At 62.0% G+C, this 6,419-nt stretch carries 9 protein-coding genes; 7 read left to right on the top strand and 2 right to left on the bottom strand.

The annotated features are described in order from the left end of the window. A partial coding sequence (locus JWQ61_RS21470; protein ID WP_304362309.1) for a DUF493 family protein occupies positions 1–234 on the top strand: 234 nt, incomplete at its 5' end. Positions 235–240: 6 nt separating this feature from the next. Here the strand turns inward: JWQ61_RS21470 and gcvA are convergent. Beyond that, complete coding sequence (gene gcvA / locus JWQ61_RS21465; RefSeq protein WP_304362308.1) at positions 241–1,167, bottom strand: transcriptional regulator GcvA; 927 nt, start codon at positions 1,165–1,167, stop codon at positions 241–243. Positions 1,168–1,326: 159 nt separating this feature from the next. On the opposite strand from gcvA, the gene JWQ61_RS21460 reads away from it, so the two are divergent. The 4 genes from JWQ61_RS21460 (at position 1,327) to lipA (ending at position 4,052) form a co-directional block, all read left to right on the top strand. Then, the gene (locus JWQ61_RS21460; RefSeq protein ID WP_304362307.1) at positions 1,327–1,635 is read left to right on the top strand and encodes a DUF2917 domain-containing protein; all 309 of its coding nucleotides are present in this window, start codon (positions 1,327–1,329) and stop codon (positions 1,633–1,635) included. A gap of 3 nt (positions 1,636–1,638) precedes the next feature. Beyond that, complete coding sequence (locus JWQ61_RS21455) at positions 1,639–2,268, top strand: glutathione S-transferase family protein (RefSeq protein WP_304362306.1); 630 nt, start codon at positions 1,639–1,641, stop codon at positions 2,266–2,268. A 63-nt stretch (positions 2,269–2,331) separates the two neighbouring features. Then, positions 2,332–3,006, top strand: coding sequence for a lipoyl(octanoyl) transferase LipB (gene lipB / locus JWQ61_RS21450; RefSeq protein ID WP_304362305.1), 675 nt, complete (start codon positions 2,332–2,334; stop codon positions 3,004–3,006). A 38-nt stretch (positions 3,007–3,044) separates the two neighbouring features. Further along, a complete protein-coding gene (lipA, locus tag JWQ61_RS21445; RefSeq protein WP_304362304.1) occupies positions 3,045–4,052 on the top strand; it encodes a lipoyl synthase in 1,008 nt (335 codons plus the stop codon). Positions 4,053–4,090: 38 nt separating this feature from the next. Here the strand turns inward: lipA and JWQ61_RS21440 are convergent, their stop codons facing one another. After that, positions 4,091–5,089, bottom strand: coding sequence for an aldo/keto reductase (locus JWQ61_RS21440; protein ID WP_304362303.1), 999 nt, complete (start codon positions 5,087–5,089; stop codon positions 4,091–4,093). Positions 5,090–5,191: 102 nt separating this feature from the next. Between JWQ61_RS21440 and JWQ61_RS21435 the strand changes: the two genes are divergently transcribed. Beyond that, entirely contained in the window at positions 5,192–6,088 is an 897-nt protein-coding gene (locus JWQ61_RS21435; RefSeq protein ID WP_304362302.1) for a LysR family transcriptional regulator, read from the top strand. A 79-nt stretch (positions 6,089–6,167) separates the two neighbouring features. Then, the coding region (locus JWQ61_RS21430) for an SH3 domain-containing protein (RefSeq protein WP_304362301.1) at positions 6,168–6,419 on the top strand (252 nt) is incomplete at its 3' end.

The following is a 6,419-nucleotide window of genomic DNA, read 5'->3' as shown; positions in this document are numbered from 1 at the left end:
AGCGTGTTTCCCATCAAGATCATGGGACCGACCCATGACGCTTTCGCGGAAACCATCGTCGGCGTGGTGGTGCAGCATGATCCTACTTTTCATATCGACAAGCTGGAAGTGCGGCCATCGTCCAAGGGCAATTACACCGGCCTGACGGCCAACGTGTATGCCGTCAACCGCGAGCAGCTGGATAACCTGTACCGGGCCCTGTCGTCGCACCCTATGGTCAAGATGGTCCTGTAAAGCGAATTACGGCTCGGGCTCTCCGGGCCATTCGCTTTGCGCCTTGAAAGTCTTCACCTCGTCCAGCAGCCAGCGATGGAAAGCCTGCACCTGCGGCTTGCTCATCGCTTCCTTGGTGCAGGCGAAATAATACGATAGCGGACAGCGCGCGACGACGTCGAACAAACGCACCAGCTCGCCCGAAGCAATCTCCTGCAGCGCGATCGCGTGCCGGGTCAGTGCAATCCCCAAGCCATCCGACGCCGAGCGCAGCAGCATCGAGGCATCCTCGATCAGCAAGCCGCCGGTAGGCTCCACCAGGTCGACTCCCGCCGCCTCGAACCACGGCAGCCACGACGATTCGGTATCCATCCGCAGCAGGCTGCACTGCTCCAGCTCCTGCGGTGTTTTCGGCAGCTTGCCGCCGCGGTAATTCGGACTGGCCACCGGATAATAAAAATCATCCATCAGTTTTTCCACCACCAGGCCCGGGTAATGGCCCAGGCCGTAACGCAGGCCGACATCGATAGGCTCGCGCTCGAGGTCGTTGAGGTGGTTGCTCGATTGCAGCACTACTTCGGTATCCGGGTGCAGGTCGATGAACTTCCACAAGCGCGGCGCCAGCCAGCGCGCGGCAAACGAGGGCAGCGCGGAAATCGTCAGCCGCTTCTGCTTGGCGTCCATTTTCAGGGCTTCGGCCGCAAACGCGATTTCATTCAGGGATTTGCGGATGACGGCGGCAAAACGCTGCCCCTGTTCAGTGATCGTGATGCGCTTGCCGTGGCGGCTGAACAACATGATGCCCAGTTCCTGCTCCAGGGCCCGGATCTGGTGGCTGATCGCGCCCGGCGTCACATAGATTTCCTCGGCGGCGCGCGAGAAGCTGTCACTGCGGGCGGCTGCCTCGAAGGCGCGCAGGGCGGAGAGATTCGGCAGTTTTCTGAGGTCGGCCATTTTATGTGAGATAAATTAGCAAGGCGGAGGAAAATTACTCGTTTTGCAACGGCCCGCTGCTTGACTAGAATAACTCTGTAGAAACAAGGAATGTCTATATCAAGCGGTTTAGCGGCTGATGTGACATCCAATATACCAGCAGTTTCAAGGAGTGACATCATGAGAAAATTATTAGCTAACGAATCGTTGTCCATAGGCGCCGGCCAAGCCATGTCGGTCACAGCACCGGTGGCCCAGACCCTGCAGATCATGCAAGGCCATGTATGGGTGACGGTAGCAGGCCAAGGCGACGACTATTGGCTGCATGCCGGACAGTTCCTCAACGTTGCCGCCGACAGCCATGTCGTCATCGAAGCTATCAAGGGCAACAGCGTGGTGCAGGTCCAGCGGCAATCGAGCCGCCTGCCGGCTTCGAGCGCACGCGCCGGCCTGGGCAAGCCGCTGGGCGCCCGTCCTGCAGCCTGCTGATCCATGCAGGACGAGATCACGCTTTACGGCAACGCAAATTCGGGACACGCCTACAAGGTCGCCTTGATGCTGGCGGTCAGCGGCGTGGTCCACGATTACCAGGCCATCGATATCGACCAGCCGCACACTCAGCGGCCGGAGCCGTTTCGCAGCCTGGCCAGGTTCGGCCAGGTGCCGTTGCTGGTGCACAACGGCCAGCCGTACGCGCAATCCGACGCCATTCTTTGCCACCTGGCCCAGCACACGGGCGGCTTCGGCGCCGAATCGGCGAGCCGCATGGCGCGCGTGCAGGAATGGCTGTTTTGGGAAGCCAACCGGCTCGGCATGTGCTTGCCGCAGTTGCGCTGGGCGCGCAGCTTTGCCCCGCAGGAATACCCAACCGGCGCCGTCAGCTGGCTGCAAGGTCGGTTTGACGTGGATATCGCCAGACTGGAAGCGGAGCTGGCCGACGGCCGTGCTTTCATCATCGACGAGCTGCCGACCGTGGCCGATTTTTCCCTGTGCGGCTACCTGTTCTGGGCCGACGCCGCCAAAGTCACGCTGCCGCCGCATGTCGCTGCGTGGCTGCAGCGCATCAGCGAGTTGCCGAACTGGCAATCGCCGACAAGTTTACTTGGTCCCCTGAGGTCCTGATCGCGCGCCGGCGTGCCAGCCGTTTCTGCACGCCGGCCGCTTTTTTTCGCTACACTTGCGCTTATGTCCAGTGTGCAGCAGTTCCGTTCCCCCGATCATCCGCCCAGCCCCCAGATTGTCCAGCGCGGCGTCGAGCCGTACTCCGTCAGTTTTGACGCGATGCGCGCGTTCACCGATTCCCGTTCCGCAGATACTCCTGACCAGCTGTGGATCGTCGAGCATCCTCCGGTGTTTACGCTGGGTTTGGGCGCCGATCCGAGCCATGTGCTGGCGCCGCATGCGATCCCGGTGATACAGACCGACCGCGGCGGCGAAGTGACCTACCACGGACCCGGCCAGGTAGTGATTTACCTGCTGCTGGACCTGCGCCGCCGCCGTCCCGCGGCCCGTCTGTTCGTGCGGGAATTCGTGCAGGGCATCGAGCAGGCGGTGATCGACACGCTGGCAGCGTATAATCTGGCCGGTGAACGCAAGGCTGGCGCGCCCGGGATTTATATTGCCGACGGCGCCTGGCAAGGTGCAAAGATCGCCGCCCTTGGCTTGAAAGTAAGGGGCAGCGGCTGCACTTACCATGGTGTGTCGCTCAATGTCAGCATGGACCTGGAGCCTTTTTCCTGGATCAATCCATGCGGCTACGAAGGCCTCGCCACCGTCGATATGAAAACACTGGGCGTTGATATAGCTCTCTCTGAGATGCAGTTAGCGCTTGCTCACAAACTGATTGACCGTTTTAACTGAGTCCCTTTCCGGGACTGCCGCAAGGAAACGCCTAGACCATGACCACAGAAACCACGCCGTCGCTGCCTGCCGAAACCACTGTTGCCGCCGCCAGCTACAATCCGTCCGAAAAGCAAAAGGGCGCCAGCAAGACCTCGCGCATCCCGATCAAGATCATCCCGATCGAGCGCCTGCAAAAGCCGGACTGGATCCGCGTCAAGGCCGCCTCGCCGTCTTCGCGCTTCTACGAAATCAAGGACATCCTGCGTGCCAACAGCCTGGTCACGGTGTGCGAAGAAGCCAGCTGCCCGAATATCGGCGAATGTTTCGGCAAAGGCACGGCCACTTTCATGATCATGGGCGACAAGTGCACCCGCCGCTGCCCGTTCTGCGATGTCGGCCACGGCCGTCCCGATCCGCTCGACGTCAATGAGCCGGAAAACCTGGCCAAGACCATCGCTGCGCTGAAACTGAATTACGTCGTGATCACCAGCGTCGACCGCGACGACTTGCGCGACGGCGGCGCCGGCCACTTTGCCGAATGCATCCGCCACGTGCGCGCGCTGTCGCCCAACACTCGCATCGAAATCCTGGTGCCTGACTTCCGCGGCCGCATGGACCGCGCGCTGGAAATCCTCAACCTGGCGCCGCCCGACGTGATGAACCACAACCTGGAAACCGCGCCGCGTTTGTACAAGGAAGCGCGGCCAGGTTCGGACTACGAATATTCTCTGAACCTGCTGAAGCGTTTCAAGGCCCTGCACCCGAACACGCCGACCAAATCCGGCATCATGGTCGGCCTCGGCGAAACCGATGAAGAAGTCCTGCAAGTCATGCGCGACATGCGCGCCCACGATGTCGACATGCTGACTATCGGCCAGTACCTGATGCCGAGCGGGAACCATCTGCCGGTGCGGCGGTATGTGCATCCTGACGTGTTCAAGATGTATGAAGTGGAAGCTTACAAGATGGGCTTTGCGCACGCTGCGGTGGGCGCCATGGTGCGCAGTTCCTACCATGCCGACCAGCAGGCGCATGACGCCGGCATGGCAGTCAACGGCCAGTAATAAAAACCGGCTTGCCCTTGGCGGGCAAGCCGGCCTGATCAGAGATTGATCATCTCCAGCTCCTTTGCGCCATAACGTTCGCCGACGATTTTTTCATCCGGCAGCGCGGCGCGGATGGCAGCCAGTTCGTCGGCCCGCAGCACGATATCGGCCGCTGCCACATTCTCTTCCAGATGCTTGATTTGCCTTACCCCGGGGATAGGCATAATCTGCTCGCCTTGCGCCAGCAGCCAGGCCAGCGCCAGTTGCGCCGGCGTGCAGCCGCGGCGGTCGGCGAGCGTCACCAGCGCATCGAGCAGGATCCGGTTGCTCTGCATCGCCTGATCCTGGAAACGCGGCAGCGTGCGGCGGTAGTCGTCGGCCGCCAGTCCTTGCGTGCTGTTGAGTTTGCCGGTCAGGAAACCGCGGCCCAGCGGGCTGTACGGCACAAAACCCACGCCCAATTCGACGCACGCCGGCAGCACTTCACGCTCCTGGTCGCGGCTCCACAGGGAATATTCAGACTGCACCGCGGCAATCGGATGCACCGCGTGGGCGCGCCGCAAGGTAGCGGCGGAGACTTCTGACAAGCCCAGGTGGCGCACCTTCCCGGCGCGCACCAGGTCGGCCATGGCGCCTACCGTGTCCTCGATCGCCACTTGCGGATCGACCCGGTGCTGGTACAGCAGGTCGATGGTTTCCACTCCCAGCCGCCTGAGCGAATCCTCGACGGCATTCCGCACATGTTCCGGCCGGCTGTCGACGCCGGCCATGCGCGCCACGCCTTCGCCATGCGGCGAAATCTTGAAACCGAACTTGGTGGCGATGGTGATTTGTCCGCGCACAGCCTTGAGCGCGCGTCCGACCAGTTCTTCATTGGTATAGGGGCCGTAGACTTCTGCGGTATCGAAGTGGGTGACGCCCAGCTCGACGGCGCGCTGCAGCGTGCGGATGGACTGCGCTTCGTCGGCGCCGCCATAGCCGAAACTCATGCCCATGCAGCCGAGGCCGAGTGCGGAAACTTGCAGGCCGTTGCGGCCTAATGTGCGGGTTTTCATTGGAATGGCTCCTTTGTCAGTGATCATGGGAACAGTATCCGCCGCATCATTGCCATTGATAAGCCATGTTATATTCAGTGAAATGCTGAACAAAATTCATGAATGAACAAACCCGACCTCAGTGAACTGGACGCTTTCGCCTGCGTCGCCCGCCACCGCAGCTTCAAGAAAGCGGCGCTGGAATGCGGCGTCTCGGCATCGGCCCTGAGCCATGCCATGCGCACCCTGGAAACCCGGCTCGATGTGCGACTGCTGAATCGCACCACGCGCAGCGTGACGCCGACCGAAGCCGGCGAGCAGCTGCTGCAGCGCCTGGCGCCGGCGCTGCGCGAGATCAGCGATGCGCTGGACCAGATCAATGACTTTCGCGATGTGCCGCGCGGAACCCTGCGCCTGAACGTGCCGCGGCCGGCGGCGCGGCTGTTGCTGGCGCCGCTGTTTGCGCGTTTCCTGGCGGCTTATCCGCAGATCCGGCTGGAAGTGGTGACCGACGACGGCCTGGTCGATATTGTCGCCGGCGGTTTTGACGCCGGCATCCGTTTCGGCGAGAGCCTGGCGCAGGACATGATCGCTTTGCCGCTGGGGCCGCCGCTGCGCCTGATCGTGGTGGCTTCGCCCATGTATGCAGCGCGCCGCGGCCTGCCGCAGCAGCCGCAGGAACTGAAACAGCATGCCTGCGTCGGCCGCCGTTTTCCGAGCGGTGCGGTGTACGCCTGGGAGTTCAGCCAGGGCGGCGCATCGCTGGCGATCGCGGTTGACGGCCCGCTTCTTCTGGATGACGATGACCTGATACTGCGCGCGGCGCTCGACGGCATCGGCCTTGCCTATGTCTATGAGGCGCAGGCGCAGGAATCGATAGAGCAGGGCCGTTTGCTGCGCGTGCTGGATGCGTGGTGCCCGCCGATGTCGGGTTTTTTCCTCTATTACCCGAGCCGGCGCCAGATGCCGGTCAGCTTGCGCTTATTCATCGCCATGCTGCGTGATAGCGGGTATCAGTGAATCAGATATTTCCATGAGGTAAGTTTCGCGGTATTCTTGGCTGCGCCCGGCATCGATTGCCGATCCATTGGAGGTGGTCATGATTCGCATCCGTCTGTTACCGTTGATTGCAGTCGCTTGCTTCAGCGTTCCCGCTGCAGCGCTCGCCCAGCAGCAGGCATTCACCAGCAAGAACGTCAACCTGCGCGCCGGCCCGGCGCGCGATTATCCGCTGGTGGCGCAGCTGCGGCCCGGCACTCCGGTAACGGTGGCCGGCTGCATCAACGGCTATAGCTGGTGCGATGTGTCGCTGCCCGACGGCAACCGCGGCTGGGTGTATGCGCAGAACCTG

The organism is Collimonas fungivorans (genome assembly GCF_028292705.1).
Lineage (GTDB): Bacteria > Pseudomonadota > Gammaproteobacteria > Burkholderiales > Burkholderiaceae_D > Collimonas > Collimonas fungivorans_B.
The sequence above is the reverse complement of the archived record's forward strand: the minus strand, read 5'-3'. Positions and strand labels throughout refer to the sequence as shown.